This window comes from Janthinobacterium sp. 1L-D-8-B-C4, from assembly GCF_057291295.1.
Genome location: NZ_JBXAVX010000004.1, coordinates 356,661 through 377,377, shown reverse-complemented (window position 1 = coordinate 377,377; position 20,717 = coordinate 356,661). Strand labels below are relative to the sequence as shown.

At 62.2% G+C, this 20,717-nt stretch carries 23 protein-coding genes; 17 read left to right on the top strand and 6 right to left on the bottom strand.

Features of this window, described 5'->3' with window-relative positions; all coding sequences use genetic code 11:
• Positions 1–149 precede the first annotated feature (149 nt).
• The 4 genes from AC0Z42_RS10475 to AC0Z42_RS10460 all read left to right on the top strand — a co-directional run bounded on the left by AC0Z42_RS10475 (position 150) and on the right by AC0Z42_RS10460 (position 3,529).
• A complete protein-coding gene (locus AC0Z42_RS10475) occupies positions 150–710 on the top strand; it encodes a DUF2889 domain-containing protein (RefSeq protein WP_485468153.1) in 561 nt (186 codons plus the stop codon).
• 72 nt (positions 711–782) lie between these two features.
• The gene (gene sucC, locus AC0Z42_RS10470) at positions 783–1,952 is read left to right on the top strand and encodes an ADP-forming succinate--CoA ligase subunit beta (RefSeq protein WP_485468152.1); all 1,170 of its coding nucleotides are present in this window, start codon (positions 783–785) and stop codon (positions 1,950–1,952) included.
• Positions 1,953–1,965: 13 nt separating this feature from the next.
• Positions 1,966–2,847: a succinate--CoA ligase subunit alpha gene (gene sucD, locus AC0Z42_RS10465; RefSeq protein WP_065306949.1), complete on the top strand. Its 882-nt coding sequence runs from the start codon at positions 1,966–1,968 to the stop codon at positions 2,845–2,847.
• 217 nt (positions 2,848–3,064) lie between these two features.
• Complete coding sequence (locus AC0Z42_RS10460; protein WP_485468151.1) at positions 3,065–3,529, top strand: pilin; 465 nt, start codon at positions 3,065–3,067, stop codon at positions 3,527–3,529.
• Between the two features lie 12 nt (positions 3,530–3,541).
• On the opposite strand, the gene AC0Z42_RS10455 is transcribed toward AC0Z42_RS10460, so the two are convergent.
• The gene (locus AC0Z42_RS10455; RefSeq protein ID WP_485468150.1) at positions 3,542–4,288 is read right to left on the bottom strand and encodes a flagellar brake protein; all 747 of its coding nucleotides are present in this window, start codon (positions 4,286–4,288) and stop codon (positions 3,542–3,544) included.
• Positions 4,289–4,410: 122 nt separating this feature from the next.
• On the opposite strand from AC0Z42_RS10455, the gene AC0Z42_RS10450 reads away from it, so the two are divergent.
• Positions 4,411–4,794, top strand: coding sequence for a DUF6713 family protein (locus AC0Z42_RS10450; RefSeq protein ID WP_485468149.1), 384 nt, complete (start codon positions 4,411–4,413; stop codon positions 4,792–4,794).
• Here the strand turns inward: AC0Z42_RS10450 and moaC are convergent.
• On the bottom strand, positions 4,768–5,274 hold the full coding sequence (gene moaC, locus AC0Z42_RS10445) for a cyclic pyranopterin monophosphate synthase MoaC (RefSeq protein ID WP_485468148.1): 507 nt from the start codon (positions 5,272–5,274) through the stop codon (positions 4,768–4,770). The two genes, AC0Z42_RS10450 and moaC, sit on opposite strands and share 27 nt — an antisense overlap.
• Before the next feature lie 85 nt (positions 5,275–5,359).
• Here moaC and AC0Z42_RS10440 point away from each other — a divergent pair, with 85 nt between their 5' ends.
• Positions 5,360–7,015, top strand: coding sequence for a beta-barrel assembly-enhancing protease (locus AC0Z42_RS10440; protein ID WP_485468147.1), 1,656 nt, complete (start codon positions 5,360–5,362; stop codon positions 7,013–7,015).
• Here the strand turns inward: AC0Z42_RS10440 and AC0Z42_RS10435 are convergent, their stop codons facing one another.
• Genes AC0Z42_RS10435 through AC0Z42_RS10420 form a run of 4 tightly spaced genes read right to left on the bottom strand, consistent with a single transcriptional unit; the run spans position 7,016 to position 9,255 of the window.
• Positions 7,016–7,606: a DUF2946 family protein gene (locus AC0Z42_RS10435; RefSeq protein WP_485468146.1), complete on the bottom strand. Its 591-nt coding sequence runs from the start codon at positions 7,604–7,606 to the stop codon at positions 7,016–7,018. It abuts the gene before it with no gap.
• A complete protein-coding gene (locus AC0Z42_RS10430) occupies positions 7,599–8,600 on the bottom strand; it encodes a YheT family hydrolase (RefSeq protein WP_485468145.1) in 1,002 nt (333 codons plus the stop codon). The genes AC0Z42_RS10435 and AC0Z42_RS10430 overlap by 8 nt, the downstream gene beginning before the upstream one ends.
• Before the next feature lie 6 nt (positions 8,601–8,606).
• Positions 8,607–9,032, bottom strand: coding sequence for a YybH family protein (locus AC0Z42_RS10425; protein WP_485468144.1), 426 nt, complete (start codon positions 9,030–9,032; stop codon positions 8,607–8,609).
• Between the two features lie 28 nt (positions 9,033–9,060).
• The gene (locus AC0Z42_RS10420; RefSeq protein ID WP_065306941.1) at positions 9,061–9,255 is read right to left on the bottom strand and encodes a zinc-finger domain-containing protein; all 195 of its coding nucleotides are present in this window, start codon (positions 9,253–9,255) and stop codon (positions 9,061–9,063) included.
• 258 nt (positions 9,256–9,513) lie between these two features.
• Between AC0Z42_RS10420 and AC0Z42_RS10415 the strand changes: the two genes are divergently transcribed.
• The 11 genes from AC0Z42_RS10415 to AC0Z42_RS10365 all read left to right on the top strand — a co-directional run bounded on the left by AC0Z42_RS10415 (position 9,514) and on the right by AC0Z42_RS10365 (position 20,692).
• Positions 9,514–10,227 carry an AzlC family ABC transporter permease gene (locus AC0Z42_RS10415; RefSeq protein WP_485468143.1) on the top strand — a complete coding sequence of 238 codons (714 nt, stop codon included), beginning with the start codon at positions 9,514–9,516 and terminating at the stop codon, positions 10,225–10,227.
• Positions 10,220–10,570, top strand: coding sequence for an AzlD domain-containing protein (locus AC0Z42_RS10410; protein ID WP_485468142.1), 351 nt, complete (start codon positions 10,220–10,222; stop codon positions 10,568–10,570). Before AC0Z42_RS10415 ends, AC0Z42_RS10410 begins: the two co-directional genes overlap by 8 nt.
• Positions 10,571–10,647: 77 nt before the next feature.
• Positions 10,648–11,859, top strand: coding sequence for a phosphoglycerate kinase (locus AC0Z42_RS10405; protein WP_485468141.1), 1,212 nt, complete (start codon positions 10,648–10,650; stop codon positions 11,857–11,859).
• 124 nt (positions 11,860–11,983) lie between these two features.
• Positions 11,984–13,432 (top strand): pyruvate kinase, encoded by a 1,449-nt coding sequence (pyk, locus tag AC0Z42_RS10400; protein WP_485468140.1) that lies wholly within the window; start codon positions 11,984–11,986, stop codon positions 13,430–13,432.
• An 83-nt stretch (positions 13,433–13,515) separates the two neighbouring features.
• Positions 13,516–14,580 carry a class II fructose-bisphosphate aldolase gene (fba, locus tag AC0Z42_RS10395; protein ID WP_485468139.1) on the top strand — a complete coding sequence of 355 codons (1,065 nt, stop codon included), beginning with the start codon at positions 13,516–13,518 and terminating at the stop codon, positions 14,578–14,580.
• Positions 14,581–14,697: 117 nt separating this feature from the next.
• A complete protein-coding gene (locus tag AC0Z42_RS10390; RefSeq protein WP_485468138.1) occupies positions 14,698–15,591 on the top strand; it encodes a phosphoribosylaminoimidazolesuccinocarboxamide synthase in 894 nt (297 codons plus the stop codon).
• Between the two features lies 1 nt (position 15,592).
• Positions 15,593–16,093: a 5-(carboxyamino)imidazole ribonucleotide mutase gene (purE, locus tag AC0Z42_RS10385; RefSeq protein ID WP_485468137.1), complete on the top strand. Its 501-nt coding sequence runs from the start codon at positions 15,593–15,595 to the stop codon at positions 16,091–16,093.
• Positions 16,094–17,299: a 5-(carboxyamino)imidazole ribonucleotide synthase gene (locus AC0Z42_RS10380; RefSeq protein WP_485468136.1), complete on the top strand. Its 1,206-nt coding sequence runs from the start codon at positions 16,094–16,096 to the stop codon at positions 17,297–17,299.
• Positions 17,296–18,306 carry an L-threonylcarbamoyladenylate synthase gene (locus AC0Z42_RS10375; protein WP_485468135.1) on the top strand — a complete coding sequence of 337 codons (1,011 nt, stop codon included), beginning with the start codon at positions 17,296–17,298 and terminating at the stop codon, positions 18,304–18,306. The genes AC0Z42_RS10380 and AC0Z42_RS10375 overlap by 4 nt, the downstream gene beginning before the upstream one ends.
• A gap of 244 nt (positions 18,307–18,550) precedes the next feature.
• Positions 18,551–19,924, top strand: a complete 1,374-nt coding sequence (locus AC0Z42_RS10370; protein ID WP_485468134.1) for an SGNH/GDSL hydrolase family protein — start codon at positions 18,551–18,553, stop codon at positions 19,922–19,924.
• An 84-nt stretch (positions 19,925–20,008) separates the two neighbouring features.
• Complete coding sequence (locus AC0Z42_RS10365) at positions 20,009–20,692, top strand: OmpW/AlkL family protein (protein WP_485468133.1); 684 nt, start codon at positions 20,009–20,011, stop codon at positions 20,690–20,692.
• Positions 20,693–20,717 lie beyond the last annotated feature (25 nt).

The window sequence follows — 20,717 nt, the reverse complement described above, 5'->3', positions numbered from 1 at the left end:
TATGTTGCGGCGCAACCTGCGCGCGATGTGCTACACTTTTAGGGTTTTTGCGGCGCCGCAGGTGCGGTTGCTGTTCGTAGAAGCTGCGAACGGCGTGCTTTATGCACATGGCTGCTTACTAAATTACGCCGCGCAAGCGGCATCGGTCCATGCCCCTGTCAACTCCCGTATCCCGGCGCGCCTTACGGCACACCCGCGTTATCGACGTCCAAGCGTATCTGCGCGACGACGGCCTGTGGGATATCGACGCGCGCATCACCGACATCAAATCGTTCGACGCAAACCTGGCCTCCGGACCACGTCCCGCCGGCGCTCCCCTGCATGACCTCCATCTGCGCATTACCGTCGATCAGGCACTGACCATTGTCGAGGCCGAAGCCGCCTCCGAGGCCGTACCCTATCCCGGTTTTTGCGATACCATCGGCCCCGCTTACAAGGCGCTGATCGGTCTGAATTTATTGAAGAATTTCCGCCGCGACTTGAAAGAGCGCCTGGCGGGAATCGCCGGCTGTACCCATTTGACCGAACTGGCGCAAGTCTTGCCGACTGCGACGATTCAGGCATTTGCCGGCGATGTCTGGTCGACCCGTGACGGTGCGAATGCTGATTTGCCGCATGAAAAGCCGTTTCAACTCGACAAATGCCATGCCCTGCGCACCGATGGCGGGGCGGTTGCACAGTATTACCCGCGCTGGGTAGCCAAAGCGTGATCCCGGCGCTTTCCTGTTTTTTTTGCACCACTAACCGTATTTTTACAAATCAGTATCAGAAGGGAAGCCAGCATGAAAATCCATGAGTATCAAGCCAAAGAAATCCTCCGGCAATTCGGAGTGACGGTACCACGCGGTATTCCGTGCATGTCCGTCGACGAGGCAGTCAAGGCTGCGGAAACCCTGGGCGGCCCGGTATGGGTCGTCAAGGCACAGATCCACGCTGGTGGCCGCGGCAAGGGCGGCGGCGTGAAAGTGGCGAAATCGATCGAACAGGTCAAGGAATACGCCAACCAGATCATGGGCATGCAGCTGATCACGCACCAGACCAGCGCCGAAGGCCAGAAAGTGAACCGCCTGCTGGTAGAAGAAGGCGCCGACATCAAACAGGAACTGTACGTTTCGCTGGTCACCGACCGCGTTACCCAGAAGATCGTCCTGATGGCGTCGTCCGAAGGCGGCATGGACATCGAAGAAGTGGCCGAGAGCCATCCTGAGAAAATCCATCACGTCACCATCGAGCCAAGCGTCGGCCTGACCGATGCCCAGGCAGACGACATCGCCACCAAAATCGGCGTGCCTGCCGGTTCGATCGCCGATGCCCGCGTCAACCTGCAAGGCCTGTACAAAGCCTACTGGGAAACCGATTGCTCGCTGGCCGAAATCAACCCGCTGATCGTCACCGGCAGCGGCAAGGTCATCGCCCTGGACGCCAAGTTCAACTTCGACCCGAACGCCCTGTTCCGCCACCCTGAAATCATCGCCCTGCGCGACCTGGACGAAGAAGATCCAGCTGAAATCGAAGCGTCGAAATTCGACCTGGCCTACATTTCGCTCGACGGCAACATCGGCTGCCTGGTGAACGGCGCCGGCCTGGCCATGGCTACCATGGACACCATCAAGCTGTTCGGCGGCGAGCCAGCCAACTTCCTCGACGTCGGCGGCGGCGCCACGGCAGAAAAAGTGACCGAAGCGTTCAAGATCATGCTGAAAAACCCGGGCCTGAAAGCCATCCTGGTGAACATTTTCGGCGGCATCATGCGTTGCGACGTGATCGCCGAAGGCGTCATCGCCGCGGTGAAAGCTGTTTCGCTGAACGTGCCACTGGTGGTGCGCATGAAGGGCACCAACGAAGATCTGGGCAAAAAGATGCTGGCCGATTCCGGTCTGCCTATCATCGCAGCCGACACCATGGAAGATGCAGCCAAGAGCGTCGTTGCCGCTGCTGCCGGTCAAGCTTAATTAAGGAATCAACATGTCCATTCTGATCAATAAAGATACCAAAGTCGTTACCCAAGGGATCACCGGCAAGACCGGCCAGTTCCACACCCGCGGTTGCCGCGACTACGCGAACGGCAAAGCTGCCTTCGTGGCAGGCGTGAACCCGAAGAAAGCCGGCGAAGACTTCGAAGGCATTCCTATTTTCGCCAGCGTTACCGAAGCGAAAAAAGAAACCGGCGCCAACGTTTCCGTGATCTACGTGCCGCCAGCTGGCGCGGCCGCCGCGATCTGGGAAGCTGTCGAAGCTGAAATGGATCTGGCCATTTGCATCACCGAAGGCATTCCTGTGCGTGACATGATGGCCTTGAAAGACCGCATGGCCAAGTCGGGCAGCAAAACGCTGCTGCTGGGCCCAAACTGCCCAGGCCTGATCACGCCAGACGAAATCAAGATCGGCATCATGCCAGGTCACATCCATAAAAAGGGCCGCATCGGCGTGGTATCGCGTTCGGGTACCCTGACCTATGAAGCAGTCGGTCAATTGACCGCACTGGGCCTGGGCCAATCGTCGGCAGTCGGCATCGGTGGCGACCCGATCAACGGCCTGAAGCACATCGACATCATGAAGATGTTCAATGATGATCCGGATACCGACGCGGTCATCATGATCGGCGAAATCGGCGGTCCTGACGAAGCCAATGCTGCCTATTGGATCAAGGACAACATGAAAAAACCGGTGGTCGGCTTTATCGCTGGCGTCACCGCGCCTCCAGGCAAGCGCATGGGCCACGCCGGCGCGCTGATCTCGGGCGGCGCCGATACGGCACAAGCCAAGCTGGAAATCATGGAAGCATGCGGCATTACCGTCACCAAGAACCCGTCGGAAATGGCGCGTCTGCTGAAAGCCATGCTGTAATCACAGCCAGGTTGATGTAGTGAAAAAAAAAGGAGCTTCGGCTCCTTTTTTTATTGTCTGGCGGCCACGGCCATTCTGGTCGCGCAGCGACGGCGGCGGTCGCAAACGGACGCGCCGCGTCGCTTTTCTTGCCGCTGTACCTGACGCCGCCCGTGCGCGGCGCTGGCATGGCGCTTGCACTTTCTCCCTGATGAACATGTAAACACAGGAGAAAACCATGCGCGCGCAGTCCGGATTTACCCTGATAGAACTGATGATCGTGGTGGCAATTGCCGGCATCCTGGCGGCCGTGGCGATCCCGCAATACAGCGACTACACGATGCGGGCCAAGGTCAGCAATGTGCTGGCGGCGGCCGCGCCGTTGAAGACGGCGGTCGCCTTGTGCGTGCAGGAAAATGGCGGCGAGGCGGCCACGTGCAGCACCACCACCGAAGCGGTGCCCAGTCCGATTCCAAAATTTAGCCCCACGCGCGAAGTGGCCAGCGCCGGCGTGGCCGATGGCAATATCACCCTGACCCTGGCGGCCGACCTGGGCACCGGCATCGGTAGCCAGACCATTACCATGACGATGGAAGCTGGCAGCAGCAGCCTGACCTGGTTCAACAGCACCACCGTTACCAACGAAGCGGCCAAGCAAGCCATCCTGCGTAACAATATTGCCAGGGCGGTGGCCGCGCTGTAAGCGCTTGCGAGGTCAGACGATCTTTTGCCGGTCGCTGATAAGCGCTTCGTAAATCAGGTTCTGCAGCAAGGTATAGTGCGCCGATTCCAGGTCGATGAATTGCAGGCCATAGGTGTAGACATCGTCCTGCCCGCCGACGATGGTGGAAGTGGATTTACCCGTGCTGACATTCTGGATGCGGGCCCGCGTGGCGATGCGCAGCGGCTGCTGGTATGGCGGCGCCAGCAGGGTAAATACCAGGGTCACGCCGCTGTCGTCGGGCTTCAGCATGCCGGGCGACTCGATCAGCGCACCGGACACGCTGAGGTTGACGATGCACACCGGCACTTCGGGCTGGTCGCGGCACATCAGTTGCGCCAGCAGTTCCACCTTGACCCGCATTGCCCCGCGCAAGCTGGTGCCGGAGATGGTGTCGGGGAAACTCAGGTGAAGATAGTGCAGCGGCCGGCCAAACACGCGCAGCACGCTGCAGGCAAACGAACACACGCTGACACCGGAAAACACGCGGATGGTCAGCTTGTCGCCCTCGTCGAGCACGATGGCCTTGCCGTTTTCCTGCGGCGTCTTGACGATCAGGTATTCATCGCGCAGATAGCCGATCAAGGTAGAAAAATGCCGTACCGGCTTGATGGTGCGATGCGTGATGAACTGGATGCGGCCACCGACTTGCAGATGCATGGCGTCGAAGTCGAACTTTTCGGGCGCGGTTTCCTTGCCGCTATCTTTGTCACTACCCTTGTCACTACCCGTGTCTGTCATGCGCGCTTTCCTCATGATGATCCTGAGCGCAGTATGCATGAATCTTGCTGAAAAAGCATAGCTGCCAAAAAAACGCCGGCGGCCCGGCGCGCATGTTTTACAATCGAGTAATATTGTTCATCATGAAAGACTCCATGGCGCGCAGCTACTTCTGGACCATGTTATGCCTGATCCTGCATCAGATCGACGCCGCCTACTGGCGAGAGTGGGAAATGTTTTACTTGCCCGGCGGGGTGCAGGGCTTCCTGATATTCAACCTGGCGGCCATCGCCGTGGTGTTGGCCGGCTACCGGCAAGTGCTGCTGGCACTGCCACGCGCGCGCCTGTACGCCGGCATCTGCGCCACCCTGGGCCTGGCCACCTTCGTCATCCACGCCGGCTTTGCGCTGGCGGGGCTGGAACAGTTTCATTTGCCGCTGTCGATGGCGGTCATCGTGCTATGCCTGGGGGGTGCGCTATGGTTGCTGAATGACTTGCGCTTACACCGCCGCCGTCCAGTCGCCTGACTTGCCGCCATGCTTTTCCAGCACCCGCACATTGGTCATCACCATGCCGCGGTCGACCGCCTTGCACATGTCGTAGATGGTCAGCAAGCCGATCTGCACCGAGGTCAGCGCTTCCATTTCCACGCCAGTTTTTCCTGTCGTGTCGACCTGGGCGCGGCAGTGGACGCTGCTGGCCGTTTCGTCGATCTCGAAGTCGACCGTCACGCGCGTGATCGCCAGCGGGTGGCACAGCGGAATCAAATCGCTGGTGCGCTTGGCGCCCATGATGGCGGCGATGCGGGCGATGCCCAGCACGTCGCCTTTCTTGGCGTCGCCTTTGATAATGATGGCCAGGGTGGCCGGCTGCATGCGGATGGTGCCGGCCGCCACGGCGCTGCGGCGCGTGTCGTCCTTGCCGCCGACGTCGACCATATGGGCCTGGCCGGTGGCGTCGAAGTGGGTCAGTGCGCCGGCGGGGGCGTCTTGCTCTGGTGTGGTCATGGTGTGCGGTCGATTTTCTGGCGGTTATTCTTGCCATCATTATAGGGTGCGCCAGGCGCGTGGAAAATGCCGCCGCTTACAGGTTATGATAGCAGCCGTGAAATCCAAACTTATTTCCCCCATTTTTCCGCTCAAAGCCGGCGCTCTGGCGGCCCTGCTGCTGGCCACGCCTTTGGTGCTCGCGCAAGCGCCGCAGCCTGGCGTGTATGGTGCAGCCCCTGCGGCGCCAGTCACGCCAGCGAAACCGGAGAGCAAGTGGACGCCGCTGCCGCTGGCGCCCGTGCCGAACCTGCCGACCCTGGGCGACGCATCGCGCGAAGACCTGTCGCCGGCGATGGAACGCAAGGTTGGCGAGGAGATTATCCGCAGCATCCGCGGCGACCGCGATTACCTCGATGACGCGCCGTTGCTGGAATATATCAATACTTTTGGCAATGCGCTGGTGGCGGCGCGCCCTAGCGTGCGCGGCGAAACCAGTTACGATTATTTCTTTTTTGTCGTGCGCGATCCGCAACTCAATGCGTTTGCCTTGCCGGGCGGCTTTATCGGCGTGCATTCGGCGCTGCTGCTGGCGGCGCAGACCGAGGCCGAACTCGCTTCCGTGCTGTCGCACGAGATCGGCCATGTGGCGCAGCGCCATATTGCGCGCATGCTGGGCCAGCAGCGTCAGGATGCGCTGCTGCCGCTGGCGGCGATCCTGCTGGCGGCGCTGGCGTCGCGCGCCGGTGGCGACGTGGCGATGGGCGTGTTTGCCGCCGGCCAGGGCCTGGCGATCCAGCGCCAGCTCAATTTTGGCCGCGACGCCGAGCGCGAGGCCGACCGCATCGGTTTCCAGATCATGGGCGAGGCCGGTTTCGATACCACCGGCATGGTGGCCTTCTTTGGCCGCATGCAGGCGGCCAGCCGCTCGTACAGCGATCTGATGCCGGCGTATTTGCAGACTCACCCTCTGACCACCGAGCGCATCGCCGACATCCAGGCGCGCATCCGCGAACAGCCCTACAAGCAGCGGCCCGACAGCCTGAACTTCCACCTGGCGCGCGCGCGGGCCCGCGTGCTGCAGGATGAAAGCATGCAGGGTTTGCTGAACGCGAAAGCAACGTTCAAAACCCAGCTGGAACAGCAAAGCCGTTTCCAGGTGACGGCGGCCCACTACGGCCTGGCGTTTGTCGCCATCAAGCAGGGCAAGACGGTCGAAGCGCAGGCCGAACTCGACGCGGCCAACGCAGCCTTGCACCAGCCGGCCGGGCCGAACGTGTTTACCTCGGGCGGCACGCAAGGCCCCAATTCGCTGCTGGCGGCGATGGCGCTGGAAGTGCTGCTGATGCCGGCGCAAAAGCCGGAAGTAGCGCCGCAGGCAGTGAAAGCAGCCGATGCCGCGCGCCAGCAGTTTCCGCTGTCGCGCGGAATTGCCTATCAGTATGCCGAAGCGCTGATCGCCGACAAGCAGCTCGATAAAGCCACGCTCTACCTGCGCGACCAGGTGCAGCTGTACAAGGAAGAGCCGGAACTGTATGACTTGCTGGCAAAGGCCTATTCAACCCAGGGCAAGCTGACCTTGCAGCATATCGCGCTGGCCGAATCGTATGTGCTGCAGGGTGCGACCATGGCCGCGCTGGACCAGCTGACAATCGCCCGCAAGTCGACCGACGCCACCTTTTATGACCACGCCGTGATCGATGCGCGCGAACGCGAGCTGCAGGAAAAGCGGCGCGAACAGCTGAAAGACCAGAAATCGTAGTTATGCCGCTTGCGGCAAGCGCTGAAAGCCGAAATGCCGTGGTACTTCGGCAGACGCCAGCGCTTGCACCGGGATGGCCTGGCCGCCATGCTGCAACGTGAGATTGCCGCTGGCCTGCTCCAGCCACGCCAGCAACGCCTCGTCAGCCAGCGGCTGCCCGTCGAGCCGTAACGTACCCATCACCTGGGCCATGTCGCGGTCGTCGACCTGCGCCACGATGTCGCCATGCTGCAGGATCAGCGCGCCGTTGTCGCATAAAAATGCCTGCTCGATCGTCGCCAGCGCTGCGCCCGTTTGCAGCACAAAGCCGTGCTGCGGGTCGCTGCGCGCAATGAAGGGCGTCGCTTCCAGGTTCAGGTAGACGCGCTGCGGGCCGTTCTGGAAAAACCAGCAGCCGCGCTCGTCATGATCAATATTGCGGTTGATAAAGCCGATCAGGGCCGCATGGGCCAACTTGTCGCCGGGCAGCTGCAACTGCTGGGCACGCTCGTCGCGCATGCGCCAGTTGCCGCGCGCGTCCAGGCCCAGCCAGCCGTAGCAGTGCGGCACGTTCGGCCATTTGGCCATCGCCTGTTTGACCATTTCATCCATGTTCAGCAACTTCCACAAGAGCGGTAATGGCGCCAGCCTGACAGCTTTGCGGCAACGGTGTCGCCGCGCTGCCTTGCTCGAAGAACTGCAGCAGGCGCCGCGGCAGCCAGTCCAGGCTGCTGTTGCTGAAGCCGACATGGCCGCCATGGCGCGGATACTCCAGGGTCACGGCCGGCGAGGCCAGGCGAGGCAGATGCTGGCCGGGAAGAAAAGGGTCGTTCAGGGCGTTCAGCACCAGGGTCGGCACGGTGATGTCCTGCAGCACATGCCTGGCGCTGGCGCGGTGCCAGTAATCGTCGGCGTCGCGGTAGCCGTGCAGCGGCGCCGTCACCGCATTGTCAAACGCGTGCAGGTCGCGCGCGGCCAGCATGGCTTCGCGTTCGAACAGGCCGGGAAACTGCTCGAGCTTGGCCAGGCACTTCGGTTTCAAGGTATTGAGAAACATGCGCGTATATAAACGGTTCGCGCCGGAAGACAGCGCCTTGCCCCCTTGCGCCAGGTCCAGCGGGGCCGAGATGGCGGCAGCGGCGTCGACGAAATCGGCACCATGCTGCGACTGCCCCAGCCAGCACAGCAGGGCGTTGCCGCCCAGCGAAACGCCGGCCGCATAGAACTTGCCCGTGGCGCGCGGGCGCAAACGGCGCAACACCCACTCCACTTCCTCGGCGTCGCCCGAATGATAGAAGCGTGGCGCAATATTGGCCTCGCCGGAGCAGCCGCGAAAATGCGGCACCGCGCCCGACCAGCCGCGCGCGGCCACTTGCGCCATCAGGGCGCGCGCATAGTGACTGTTGGACGAGCCTTCCAGCCCGTGGAACAGCACCACGAAGGGCTGCCCGGGCTGGCCGTCGACCAGGTCGACATCGACGAAATCACCGTCGGGCGCCTGCCAGCGTTCACGCCGGAACGCCACCGCCGGCCTGGCGAGGCAAGTGGCCGGCACGATGGTTTGCAGATGGCCACCGGGCAGCCAGAAAGGCGCGCTGTAATTCATGAGGCCTTAATGCAGGATCTGCGCTCCGGCCGCGTCCGACGGTGCGCCGCCGGGGGCGATCGACACATGGTGCAGCACGATGCGCCAGCCACGCGGGGTTTTCACGTAGACATTGGTGGCCAGCAAATGCGCAGGCGTGCCTTCGCTGGCCGTGCCGCCTTCGACCACCGTATGAACCGAACTCATCAGGTTATGCGTTTCATGCAGCTGGGTCGGCCGGATATGCAGGCCGCCCCCTGCCAGCACGGTTTCCCACGAGGCGCGGATGGCGGCATGGCCGATCAGGCGCGCGCCGCCCGGGTGGATGCAGACGATTTCTTCGTCGTCGGCCCACAGCGCCATCAGCGCATCGAGGTCGGCGCGGTTGAGGGCATCATAGAAAGCCGCTTCGACTTCGGCGGCGCTGCCATTCAATTCCTTCACACTTTTCATGACGACTCCGGTCTGGGCGGCTTGGGGATTAATGGTGACCGGCGCTGGCGCCTGGCTTCAATTTGTAGGCGGTGCCGCAGTACGGGCACTTGGCCGTGCCATGGTTGTCAAATTCCAGGAACACGCGCGGATGCGACGACCACAGCGGCATGGCCGGGTTAGGGCAGTGGGCTGGCAGGTCTTTACCGTCGAGTTCGACCGCTGGCTGGGTGGTGTTTGTCATCTTGTCATGCTCCGTGAGGCTAAAGTTGGTGGGTAAGGCGTCTGCGAAAACCACGATTTTAACGGATTCGCGCAGGCAGTAAAATTCATCCGTAGAATGGCGGCTTGATCCGCTAGCGCAAGCCGCCGTTTTCACCCGAAAAGCGGGCGTGCATGCCGCCACCATGAACCCTGATACCGTCTTTTCATCGCCGCGCGCGATGCCCTTGGCCTGCACCATCGTTGTGCAAATACTACACTTTACTGCCCGGAGCGCCGTTTGAGCACCACCGTGCAACGCCAGTCGTTTCGCGAAGGCCTGCTGCTGGGCGCGCCGACCCTGGTCGGCATTGCCGCCTGGGGCATGGTGGTTGGCATCGCGATGGTGAAAAGCGGCCTGACTGTCACGCAGGCCAGCGTGATGACCTTGCTGGTGTTTGCCGGTTCGGCCCAGCTGGCCTCGCTGCCGCTGCTGGCCGCGCACGCGCCGATCTGGGTGATTTTTGCCACCGCGCTGGTGGTCAACCTGCGCTTCGTGATCTTTTCGGCCCTGCTGGCACCGCATTTTGCCCACCTGCCGTGGCGCCAGCGTCTTGCGCTTGGCTATATTTCCGGCGATATCGCCGTTGGCCTGTTCCTGCAGCGCTATCCGCTGGAAACGCCTGACCCGGGCAAGGTGCCGTTTCTGAAAGGCCTGATTTACCCGAACTGGACCGCTTGGCAGGTGGGCTCGCTGGCAGGCATTTTCCTGGGCGCGGCCGTTCCCGCCGAATGGGGCCTGGGCTTTGCGGGCACCCTGGCCATCATCTGCGTGACGGTGCCGCTGGTGCTGGGACGCGCGGCACTGTGCGGCGTGCTGGTGTCGGGCGCAGTGGCGGTGGTGGCGTTTCGCCTGCCCTACAAACTGGGTTTACTGGTGGCGGTGCTGGCCGGCATGGTCACCGCCATGGCGGTGGAAGAACTGACGCAGAAATGGAAGAAAAAACATGGCTGATGCAATCAACATGGACAGCTTTGACGTCTGGGCCACCGTCGTGGTGCTGGTGCTGGCCACGGCTGCCACCCGCAGCACTTTCTGGCTGGTGGGCCATCACATCACGATTCCACGCCGCGTGAACGAGATGCTGCGCTTTGCGCCGGCCTGCGCGCTGGCGGCGATTATCGCGCCCGACCTGCTGATGGACAGCGCCCAGCTGCAGCTTGACCTGCTCAACCCCAAACTGCTGTCCGGGATTGCCGCGACGATTTTTTATTTGATACGCCGCAATATGCTGCAAACCATTGTGTTTGGCATGCTGGTTTTCACCGGATTGCGTTTGTTGCATGTTTTTCAGTAAAGCGGGACAAATCAGCGAATTGCGCTGGTGCTTGCGGTAAAATAGCGCACTTCCTTCCACTCGTCATCTGGATCGCCATGTCAGCTGTTCTCAACTTCATCCGTCTGCAAGATTTGATCGACCAAAACGCCCTGCAAGGCAAGCGCGTATTCATCCGCGCCGACCTGAACGTGCCGCAAGATGACAGTGGCAAGATCACTGAAGACACCCGCATCCGCGCCTCGGTGCCGGCGATTCGCGCCGCTTTGGACGCTGGCGCTGCCGTTATGGTGACGTCGCACCTGGGCCGTCCGACCGAAGGCGAATTCAAGCCGGCCGACAGTCTGGCACCGGTTGCGGCCCGCTTGTCCGAGTTGCTGGGCCAGGAAGTGGTATTGAAACAGGACTGGATCGATGGCGCCGGCTTGGAGTCGTTGGCCGCCGGCCAGGTGGTGCTGCTGGAAAACGTGCGCGTGAACAAGGGCGAGAAGAAAAACAGCGATGAACTGGCGCAAAAAATGGCCAGGCTGTGCGATATCTATGTGAACGACGCGTTCGGCACCGCCCACCGCGCCGAAGCCTCGACCCACGGCATCGCCAAGTTTGCCCCGGTCGCCTGCGCCGGCCCGTTGCTGGCCGCCGAACTGGACGCCCTGGGCAAGGCACTGCACGCGCCGGCCAGGCCGTTGCTGGCCATCGTTGCCGGCTCAAAGGTATCGAGCAAGTTGACCATTCTCAAGGCCCTGTCCGACAAGGTCGATAACCTGATCGTCGGCGGCGGTATCGCCAACACCTTCATGAAGGCAGTCGGCTTGAATGTTGGCAAGTCGCTGGTGGAAGCGGAACTGGTCGAGGAAGCCAAGGCGATCATCGAGATCATGGCCCAGCGCGGCGCACAAGTACCGATTCCGGTCGACGTCGTCTGCGCCAAGGAATTTTCGCCCACCGCCGCCGCCACCGTCAAGGACGTGGCCGATGTGGCGGACGACGACATGATCCTCGATATCGGCCCGAAAACGGCAGCCCTGCTGGCGCAGCAGATCGCCGCTGCCGGCACCATCGTCTGGAACGGCCCGGTTGGCGTGTTTGAATTCGACCAGTTCGGCCACGGCACCAAGACCCTGGCGCTGGCCATTGCCGAGTCGAAAGCGTTTTCGATCGCCGGTGGCGGCGACACGCTGGCGGCGATTGCAAAATATGACATTACCGATAAAATCAGCTATATCTCGACCGGCGGCGGCGCTTTCCTGGAATTCCTGGAAGGCAAAACGTTGCCCGCAGTCGAGATCCTGATGCAGCGCGCCAGCTAAGGCCGGCCAACTGTAAAGTATGTATGCACCAAGCGCAGCCTGACCGCTGCGCTTTTACCTTGCCGGGCCGCGCAAGCGCCCGGTCGAACTGCTCCAAATCTCTTGCTCTCGCACAAGGAATCCTATGCCACGCGGTACAAAAATCGTAGCAACCATCGGCCCTGCCTCCACCGACCTGGCGATCCTGGTCAAGATGATACGGGCCGGTGTCGACGTGGTGCGTTTGAATTTTTCGCATGGCAAGGCACAGGACCATATCGACCGCGCGGCGCTGGTGCGCCAGGCAGCGGCCGAATGCGGCCGCGAAGTGGCCATCATGGCTGACATGCAGGGTCCCAAAATTCGCGTTGGCAAGTTTGAAAACAACCGCATCCAGCTCGAAGCGGGCGACAAGTTCATCCTGGACTCGAAATGGGGCGAAAATGGCGAACTGGGCAACCAGGAACGCGTCGGCCTTGACTACAAGGCCCTGCCGCGTGACCTGAACAAGGACGACGTATTGCTGCTGAATGACGGCCTGATCGTGCTGATCGTCGAGCGCATCGTCGTCAACGAAATCCACACGGTCGTCAAGATCGGTGGCGAATTGTCGAACAACAAGGGCATCAACCGCCAGGGCGGCGGCCTGACTGCGCCGGCGCTGACAGCCAAGGACATGGAAGACATCAAGACGGCGATGAGCTTCCAGGCCGACTACCTGGCCATTTCGTTCCCGAAAAACGCGACCGACATGGAAATGGCGCGCACCCTGGCCAATATCGCTGGCGAGCCCTACCACCACAAGCCGATGATGATCGCCAAGATCGAGCGCGCCGAAGCGATTCCGGTGCTGCAGGAAATTCTCGATGCCTCCGACGGCATCATGGTGGCGCGCGGCGACCTGGCGGTGGAAGTAGGCAATGCGGCCGTGCCGGCCCTGCAAAAGCGCATGATCAAGATGGCGCGCGCCTCGAACAAGCTGGCCATTACCGCCACGCAGATGATGGAATCGATGATCGTCAACGCCGTGCCGACCCGCGCCGAGGTTTCCGACGTGGCCAATGCGGTACTGGACGGCACCGACGCCGTGATGACCTCGGCCGAGACGGCTTCGGGCAAATACCCGATCGAGACGGTGGAAATGATGGCCGCCATCTGCGTCGAAGCGGAGCAATCCGAATACAACAAGCTCGACGCGGATTTCCTGAACGTCACGTTTACCCGCATCGATCAGTCGATCGCCTATGGCGCGCTGTTTACCGCCCACCATTTGCGCGTGAAAGCCATCGTGGCGATGACCGAGTCCGGTTCAACCCCGCTGTGGATGAGCCGCCACAGCATCGACACGCCGATTTTTGCCCTGACGCCAAGCGTGACCACGCAGCGCAAGGCCGCCCTGTACCGCAACGTGCGCGCCTACCACCTGCTGCAAAACGGCAGCAGCGCGCAAGTGCTGAAACAGGCCGAAGATTTGCTGGTCGCCAATGGCATCGTCAAAAAGGGCGACATGATCGTCGTCACCTGGGGCTCGCCGATGGGCCAGGCCGGCGGCACCAATGCATTGAAGATTGTTCGCGTGGGCGAGTACGACTAAGCCACGTGTAGGTTCGGGACGCCGGCGCGGTCACCACACCGCGAAGCGTCGCCACAGTTTCTATTGTTATCTGGAGTATTACCATGTCTCTCGTATCCATGCGTCAATTGCTGGACCATGCCGCCGAAAACGGTTATGGCATCCCGGCCTTCAACGTCAACAACCTGGAACAGGTGCAGGCCATCATGGCTGCCGCCGATGCGCTCAATTCGCCGGTGATCATGCAGGCCTCCGCTGGCGCGCGCAAGTACGCCGGTGAAGCGTTCCTGCGCCACCTGATCGACGCCGCCATCGAAGCCTATCCGCATATTCCGGTCGTGATGCACCAGGATCACGGCCAGTCGCCGGCGATCTGCATGGCCGCCATCCGCTCCGGCTTCTCGTCGGTGATGATGGACGGTTCGCTCGAAGCGGACGGCAAGTCGGTCGCTTCCTATGAGTACAACGTCGAAGTGTCGCGCGAAGTGGTGAAGTTCTCGCACGCCATCGGCGTCACGGTGGAAGCCGAACTGGGCGTGCTCGGTTCGCTGGAAACCATGAAGGGCGACAAGGAAGACGGTCACGGCGCCGAAGGCACCATGACGCGCGAGCAACTGCTGACGGACGTGGCGCAAGCGGCCGACTTCGTGCAGCGCACCCAGTGCGATGCGCTGGCGATCGCGATCGGCACCTCGCACGGTGCCTACAAATTCACGCGCAAGCCGACCGGCGAGATCCTGGCGATCGACCGCATCAAGGAAATCCACGCACGCATCCCGAACACCCACCTGGTGATGCACGGCTCCTCGTCGGTGCCGCAGGAATTGCTGGCCATCATCCGTGAATTCGGCGGCGACATGAAGGAAACCTATGGCGTGCCAGTCGAAGAGATCCAGGAAGGCATCCGTCACGGCGTGCGCAAGATCAATATCGATACCGATATCCGCCTGGCGATGACGGCCGCGATTCGCCAGTTCATGTTCCAGAACCCGTCGAAGTTCGATCCGCGCGATTACCTGAAACCAGCCCGCCTGGCTGCCGAGCAGATCGTGCGCGCGCGCATGCAGCAGTTCGGTTGCGAAGGCCAGGCGTCGAAAATCAAGCAGATTTCGCTGGAAAAAATGGCCGAACGCTACAAGGCCGGCGAGTTGCAACAGATTGTGAAGTAAAATCTTGCCTGGAGCGGGCCGGCTTTCTTGCCGGCCCCTTGTTCCCGACCGGCGGGCGATTGTCCTGCACGCCGGTTTCGCATCATGTTTCGTTTCATTCAAACCATTCCCTCCGCTATGAACAGCCTCTATCAGACCTCCATCCATTCCCTGCCACTGCTGGGCCACGGCAAGGTGCGCGACAATTACGCCGTCGGCGACGACAAGATTTTGATCGTCACCACCGACCGCCTGTCGGCCTTCGACGTCGTCATGAACGAGCCGATTCCCGGCAAGGGCAAGGTCCTCAATCAGATGAGCGATTTCTGGTTCGAAAAGCTGGGCCATATCGTGCCGAACCACCTGACGGGCGTGGCGCCTGAATCGGTGGTGGCGCCAGAGGAAGTGGAGCAGGTACAAGGCCGTGCGGTGGTGGCCAAGCGCCTCAAACCCATCATGGTCGAGGCGGTAGTGCGCGGTTACATCATCGGTTCGGGCTGGAAAGATTACCAGGACACGGGCAGCATCTGCGGCATCAAGCTGCCAGAGGGCCTGAAACAGGCTGAAAAGCTGCCGGAACCGTTGTTCACGCCAGCGGCCAAGGCCGAGCTGGGCGAGCACGACGAGAACATCAGCTTTGCTGAAATGGAACAGCGCATCGGCGCGGAACTGGCTGCAAAAATGCGCGACGTCAGCATTCAGTTATACAAGGCGGCAGCCGACTACGCCGCCACGCGCGGCATTATCATTGCCGACACCAAGTTCGAATTCGGCCTGGACGACGATGGCGTGATGCACCTGATGGACGAAGTGCTGACGGCCGACTCGTCGCGCTTCTGGCCGGCGGACTCGTACCAGCCCGGCATGTCGCCGCCATCGTTCGACAAGCAGTTCGTGCGCGACTACCTGGAAACATTGAGCTGGGGCAAGACGGCTCCCGCACCGGCACTGCCGGCCGAGGTGATCGACAAGACCCAGGCCAAGTACTTCGAAGCCATCGAACGCCTGACCGGCGAAAAGCTGAAGGCCTGAGATGACTGATCAACCAACACCACTGGTCGGCGTGATCATGGGCTCGTCTTCGGACTGGGACGTGATGCAGCACGCCGTGGCGATCCTGAAACAGTTCGGCGTGCCGTTCGAAGCGCAGGTCATTTCCGCGCACCGCATGCCCGACGAAATGTACGCGTATGCAAAAAGCGCGCGCGCGCGCGGCTTGCGCGCGATTATCGCCGGCGCCGGTGGCGCGGCCCACCTGCCGGGCATGGTGGCCGCGATGACCATCGTGCCGGTGCTGGGCGTGCCCGTGCCGTCGAAATACCTGCGCGGCGAAGACTCGATGCTGTCGATCCTGCAAATGCCCAAGGGCGTGCCGGTGGCCACTTTTGCCATTGGCGAAGCGGGCGCCGCGAATGCCGCGCTGACGGCGGTGGCCATGATCGCCGCCAACGACGACGCGCTGGCCGCCCAGCTCGAAGCTTTCCGTGTCACGCAAACCGACGCCGCCAAGGCGATGACTTTACCGCTGGAATAAATGAGCAATTCTTACGATCCGCAGTCCTCTCCCTTCTTGCCCACCGCCAATCCGCCAGCCTGGCTGGGCGTGATGGGCGGCGGCCAGCTGGGCCGCATGTTCGCCCAGGCGGCCCAGAGCATGGGCTACCAGGTGGCGGTGTTGGAACCGTCCGACGACTGCCCTGCCGGCCAGGTCGCGCAGCGCCTGGTCAATGCCGGCTACGATGACGCCGCCGGCCTCGACGCTCTGGCCACGCAATGCCTGGCGGTGACCACCGAATTTGAAAATGTGCCGGCCGACAGCCTGTCGCGCCTGGCCGGCAGCGTGTTTGTTGCGCCGAACGCCCATGGCGTGTCGGTGGCGCAGGACCGCATCGCCGAAAAGCGTTTCTTTGTCGACTGCGCGGCCAAGTCCGGCGTGCTGCCGGCGCCGCACCAGGTGATCGCCAGCGAGGACGATATCGCGGCCATTCCTGACGATTTACTGCCCGGCATTTTGAAAACCGTGCGCATGGGCTATGACGGCAAAGGTCAGGTCCGCGTGCGTTCGCGCGACGAGGTGCGCACCGCGTTTGCCGAGATGGGCCAGGTCACCTGCCTGCTGGAAAAAATGCTGCCGCTGGCCTATGAAGTGTCGGTGCTGACCGCGCGTGGTGCGGATGGCGCTTCGGTGGTGTACCCGATCGCCGAAAACTTGCACCGCGACGGCATCCTGTTTACCACCACCGTGCCGGGCCCGAACGTCTCGGATGATTGCGCGGCAAAAGCGCAGCGCGCGGCGCAGGCCATGGTGGCCGAGCTTGGCTACGTGGGCGTGCTGTGCATCGAGTTTTTCGTGCTGGCCGACGGTTCCCTGGTGGTTAATGAAATGGCGCCACGGCCGCATAACAGCGGCCACTACACGATGGATGCCTGCGTCACCAGCCAGTTCGCACAGCAGGTGCGTGCCATGGCGCGCTTGCCGCTGGGCGACACGCGCCAGCACTCGCCGGCGGTGATGCTCAATATCCTCGGCGACGCCTGGTTTGCAGACGACAGCGATGCCACGCGTGAACCGGCCTGGGACCAGGTGCTGGCGCTGCCGGGTGCCTGCCTGCATCTGTATGGCAAGGATGATCCGCGCCGTGGCCGCAAGATGGGCCACCTGACACTGGTCGCGGCGACCTTGCCGGAAGCGCAGGCACGCTTGCATGACGCCTGCCTGATCCTGGGAATTGCGCCGTGAGCGATGCTATTACTGCCGCCGCCGCCTTGCTTGAAGCGGGCGCGCTGGTGGCCTTTCCCACCGAGACCGTGTACGGCCTGGGCGCGGATGCGGAAAACCCGGCTGCTGTCGCGCGCATCTACCAGGCCAAGGGCCGGCCGTCCGACCACCCGGTGATCGTGCACGTGGCGCCGGGCGCCGATCTGGCGCACTGGTGCGATGAGCTGCCGCTCGAAGCGACGCAACTGGTGGCCGCTTTCTGGCCCGGTCCGCTGACCCTGATCGTCAAGCGCGCCGCGCAGATACCCGACGCGGTGTCCGGCGGGCAGGATACGGTTGGCCTGCGCTGTCCTGCGCACCCAGTCGCTATCGCCTTGCTAGCCGCTTTCAAGGGTGGCAAGGGTGGACTGGCGGCGCCGTCGGCGAACAAATTCGGTAATGTCAGCCCGACCACCGCGCAGCATGTGCGCGATGAATTCCAGGCCGAACTCGATAGCGGCCTGCTGGGCGCGGTGCTCGACGGCGGCCAGAGCGAAGTGGGCATCGAGTCGACCATCGTCGACCTGTCGCGCCTGGCCACGCATGGCCCGGTACTGCTGCGGCCCGGCCATATCAGCGGCGAACAGATTGCGGCGGTGATCGGCCAGCTGCCGGCCTTGCCCGACGCGGCCGCACCGCGCGCCTCCGGCACGCTCGATTCGCACTATGCGCCGCATACGCCTGTTGCGATGCAGCACGGCGATCTGCTCGGTGCAACCCTGAACCAGCTGCTCAACGCCGGGCGCCGCGTGGCGCTGATCCATTATTCGGAGATGCCGCCGGCGCCGGCCAGCGTGCGCCTGGCTGCCGAGCCCGCATCGTACGCACACGCGCTGTACGCCTCGCTGCGCGCGATGGACCAGGTCGGCGCCGAGCTGATCCTGGTGGAAGCACCGCCCACTGGCCAGGCCTGGCTGGGCGTCAATGACCGCCTGCGGCGCGCCGCATTCGGCTCGACCGGCATCCTGCAACAATTTCTCAGCGTTTGAAACCAGCCCCGCAAGGGGCTTTTTCTTGATGCAACGCAATACAACTCATTGCCACGAATCATGACTCTTGCGCCATAATTGGCCGCATGGCCCTGTCTTGCAGGTAGGGAAAGAGGTGTTGTAATTTGGCTGTTTTTTCAAGCGTAATTTCTATACAAGCGTACGGAACGATGGCATATTAGTTGGGTAGCGAATAGCACGCCCGTTCGTTTGTAAAACCAAAAAAAGACCATTAGGAGACAAAATGCAATACACCAAATTCGCGCTTGCCGCGCTGACAGCGGCTGTCCTGGCCGGTTGCGGCGGCTCCGGCGGCGGCGACCAGACCCTGAAAGTCAAATACACGGCACAAGTGTCGTTCGGCGACAGCCTGTCCGACGTGGGTTCCTATGCGGTCGGTACGGTCGCAGCCCTGAAAGGCGGCAAATTCACCATCAATGGCGACAATACCGCCATCAATCCCGAGCTGACCGGCAAGAACTGGACCGAGCACCTGGCCGCGCAATTCGGCCTGCCAGCACCATGCGCCGCCGAAACCGGACTCGAAGGCAATGCCGCACAAGGCTTTTCGGTGGCCCGCGTCAAGAAGGCCGGCTGCTACGGCTACGCCATGGGCGGCTCGCGCGTGACTAACCCGGTCGGCCCGAACAACAGATTGACGGGCAGTGCGCTGGGCGCCCTGACCGTGCCGGTGGCCACCCAGATCGCCAATCACCTGGCCCTGTCGGGCGGCAAATTCAGCGGCACCGAAGTGGTGTTCGTGATGGCCGGCGGGAATGATGCGCTGTTCCAGTTGGGTGCGCTGCAAGCGGCCGCCACTGCCGCTGGCACTGCTGCCGGCAGCGCCGCGTTTGCTCCCAACCTGATCCCGCTGCTGGCCGCTGGCGCCACCAATCCTGCCACCGCTGCTGCCGCCATTACGGCAGCCGTGCGCACGGCCAGCGCAGCGCCAGGCGCCACCACCACCACCATCGTGCAGGCTGCCGTTGGCGCCGCCGCTGTCCAGCCAGGCAATTCGGCTGTTGCTTCGGCCGCCGTGTATGGTCCGATGGTCGCTACTGCACAGGCGGCAGCCAGTGCCGCTGGCGCCAAGGCTGGCGCCGACTATGCTGCTGCCAATGGCCCGGCACTGGTAACGGCCATGGGCACGGCCGGTGCGGAACTGGTGGCGCTGGTGAAAGACCAGATCGTTGCCAAGGGCGCCACCCATGTGGTCGTCAATAATCTGCCAGACATTGCCAATACGCCATCGGGCCTGAGCAAGGACGCTTCCACCCGTACCCTGATCAACGCCATGGTCAGCGCTTTCAATACGCAGATCAAGAACGGCTTGTCTGCCAATGACAAGGTGCTGATCGTCGACGTATTCGCCGTCAGCAATGACCAGAGCACCAACCCCGGCCCGTATGGCCTGACCAACGTCAAGGAGCCAGCGTGCAACCTGACCGATGCGGCCAAGAATCCGCTGGGCAGTTCGCTGGTGTGCAACGGCAGCAACCTGATTGCCGGCGACGTCAGCCATTACTCCTATGCCGACGATGTGCATCCTTCGCCGTTCAACAACCTGTTGCTGGCGCGTTATGTTGCCAAAGACATGGTGACGCGCGGCTGGCTGTAATCGGGCAGCGCCCCGGCCATGCCGGGGCGCGTGAAGGGATGACCGGATAGTGCGCTATCCGCACATGATGAATCAGGAGACAATATGAAAAAACGTTTCAATAGCGCCGCGCAGTTGCTGGCTGCCATCGCGGCCATGACGCTGGCTTCGGCCGCTTCGGCGCAAAGCGCTGGTACTTTTACCGCCAAGGTCGGCCTCAACAAGATCACCCCGCATGTCACCAGCGGCGACATGACGGCGCCGGCCTTGCCGAACACCAAGGCCGATGTCGAGTCCGACACCAAGCCGATTTTGACCCTGGCGTATATGGTCACCGACAATATTTCGGCCGAGCTGCACCTGGGCGTGCCGTACAAGCACGACCTGGTGGGCGATGGCGCGATCAAGGGTACGGGCAAGCTGGGTACCTCGGAAGTTCTGCCGCCGACCTTTCTGATGCAGTACCGCTTCTTCCAGGCCAACAGCATGATCCGTCCTTACGTGGGCGCCGGTTTGACGTATGCCTACTTCCAGAAGGAACGCGGTTCGGGCGCGATGACGGCCCTGCTCGATCCGGGTGGACCTCCATCGACCTACAGCCTGAAAAACAAGCTGGCCGGCAGCATCCAGCTGGGCGCCACCCTGGCCTTCAACGAGCGCTGGTTCGCCGACGTGGGCGTGATCAAGACTTATCTGAAGACCAGCGCCAAATTCTCGACCGGCCAGACGCAGGCGATCAAGCTGGACCCGACCGCCGTCAGCGTCGGTATCGGCTACAAGTTTTTCTAAGTTCTGCGCAGTCGAAAAAAATCCG

Excerpts from the sequence above, each read along its gene's own strand:
- AC0Z42_RS10475 (WP_485468153.1), top strand. The coding sequence starts at position 150 with ATGCCCCTGTCAACTCCCGTATCCCGGCGCGCCTTACGGCACACCCGC.
- sucC (WP_485468152.1), top strand. The coding sequence starts at position 783 with ATGAAAATCCATGAGTATCAAGCCAAAGAAATCCTCCGGCAATTCGGA.
- sucD (WP_065306949.1), top strand. The coding sequence starts at position 1,966 with ATGTCCATTCTGATCAATAAAGATACCAAAGTCGTTACCCAAGGGATC.
- AC0Z42_RS10460 (WP_485468151.1), top strand. The coding sequence starts at position 3,065 with ATGCGCGCGCAGTCCGGATTTACCCTGATAGAACTGATGATCGTGGTG.
- AC0Z42_RS10455 (WP_485468150.1), bottom strand. The coding sequence starts at position 4,288 with ATGACAGACACGGGTAGTGACAAGGGTAGTGACAAAGATAGCGGCAAG.
- AC0Z42_RS10450 (WP_485468149.1), top strand. The coding sequence starts at position 4,411 with ATGAAAGACTCCATGGCGCGCAGCTACTTCTGGACCATGTTATGCCTG.
- moaC (WP_485468148.1), bottom strand. The coding sequence starts at position 5,274 with ATGACCACACCAGAGCAAGACGCCCCCGCCGGCGCACTGACCCACTTC.
- AC0Z42_RS10440 (WP_485468147.1), top strand. The coding sequence starts at position 5,360 with ATGATAGCAGCCGTGAAATCCAAACTTATTTCCCCCATTTTTCCGCTC.
- AC0Z42_RS10435 (WP_485468146.1), bottom strand. The coding sequence starts at position 7,606 with ATGGATGAAATGGTCAAACAGGCGATGGCCAAATGGCCGAACGTGCCG.
- AC0Z42_RS10430 (WP_485468145.1), bottom strand. The coding sequence starts at position 8,600 with ATGAATTACAGCGCGCCTTTCTGGCTGCCCGGTGGCCATCTGCAAACC.
- AC0Z42_RS10425 (WP_485468144.1), bottom strand. The coding sequence starts at position 9,032 with ATGAAAAGTGTGAAGGAATTGAATGGCAGCGCCGCCGAAGTCGAAGCG.
- AC0Z42_RS10420 (WP_065306941.1), bottom strand. The coding sequence starts at position 9,255 with ATGACAAACACCACCCAGCCAGCGGTCGAACTCGACGGTAAAGACCTG.
- AC0Z42_RS10410 (WP_485468142.1), top strand. The coding sequence starts at position 10,220 with ATGGCTGATGCAATCAACATGGACAGCTTTGACGTCTGGGCCACCGTC.
- AC0Z42_RS10405 (WP_485468141.1), top strand. The coding sequence starts at position 10,648 with ATGTCAGCTGTTCTCAACTTCATCCGTCTGCAAGATTTGATCGACCAA.
- pyk (WP_485468140.1), top strand. The coding sequence starts at position 11,984 with ATGCCACGCGGTACAAAAATCGTAGCAACCATCGGCCCTGCCTCCACC.
- fba (WP_485468139.1), top strand. The coding sequence starts at position 13,516 with ATGTCTCTCGTATCCATGCGTCAATTGCTGGACCATGCCGCCGAAAAC.
- AC0Z42_RS10390 (WP_485468138.1), top strand. The coding sequence starts at position 14,698 with ATGAACAGCCTCTATCAGACCTCCATCCATTCCCTGCCACTGCTGGGC.
- purE (WP_485468137.1), top strand. The coding sequence starts at position 15,593 with ATGACTGATCAACCAACACCACTGGTCGGCGTGATCATGGGCTCGTCT.
- AC0Z42_RS10380 (WP_485468136.1), top strand. The coding sequence starts at position 16,094 with ATGAGCAATTCTTACGATCCGCAGTCCTCTCCCTTCTTGCCCACCGCC.
- AC0Z42_RS10370 (WP_485468134.1), top strand. The coding sequence starts at position 18,551 with ATGCAATACACCAAATTCGCGCTTGCCGCGCTGACAGCGGCTGTCCTG.
- AC0Z42_RS10365 (WP_485468133.1), top strand. The coding sequence starts at position 20,009 with ATGAAAAAACGTTTCAATAGCGCCGCGCAGTTGCTGGCTGCCATCGCG.